This window comes from Arthrobacter sp. PsM3, assembly GCF_030433895.1.
In the GTDB taxonomy this organism is placed as follows: domain Bacteria; phylum Actinomycetota; class Actinomycetes; order Actinomycetales; family Micrococcaceae; genus Arthrobacter.
This window is the reverse complement of record NZ_JARUXE010000187.1, coordinates 1-221: the sequence shown is the minus strand read 5'-3', so window position 1 is coordinate 221 and position 221 is coordinate 1. Positions and strand designations below refer to the sequence as shown.

Below are 221 nucleotides of genomic sequence, written 5' to 3'. Positions count from 1 at the left end.
CCCCGCTTGTCAGTCACGCGGACATTGTGACGGGGGCCTGCTCCGGTTCCGAGACGGCCGGTCTAAAGAGCTACGAGACCGCCGCGAGCCAGTTCTAGCATGTTTCACTCGAGTTGGGCGGGAAGTCCCCGAACATCGTCTTCGTGGATGCGGATCTGGATGCCGCTGCTGCCGGTGTTATTTCCGGGATCTTCTCAGCAACAGGTCAGACGTGCATTGCC

The 221-nt window shown here is 60.6% G+C and carries 1 protein-coding gene; it reads left to right on the top strand.

Translation table 11 applies throughout. The features are described 5' to 3' along the window. Positions 1–113: 113 nt before the first annotated feature. On the top strand, positions 114–221 hold a 108-nt coding region (locus tag QCD75_RS22120), incomplete at its 3' end, for an aldehyde dehydrogenase family protein (RefSeq protein ID WP_441005537.1).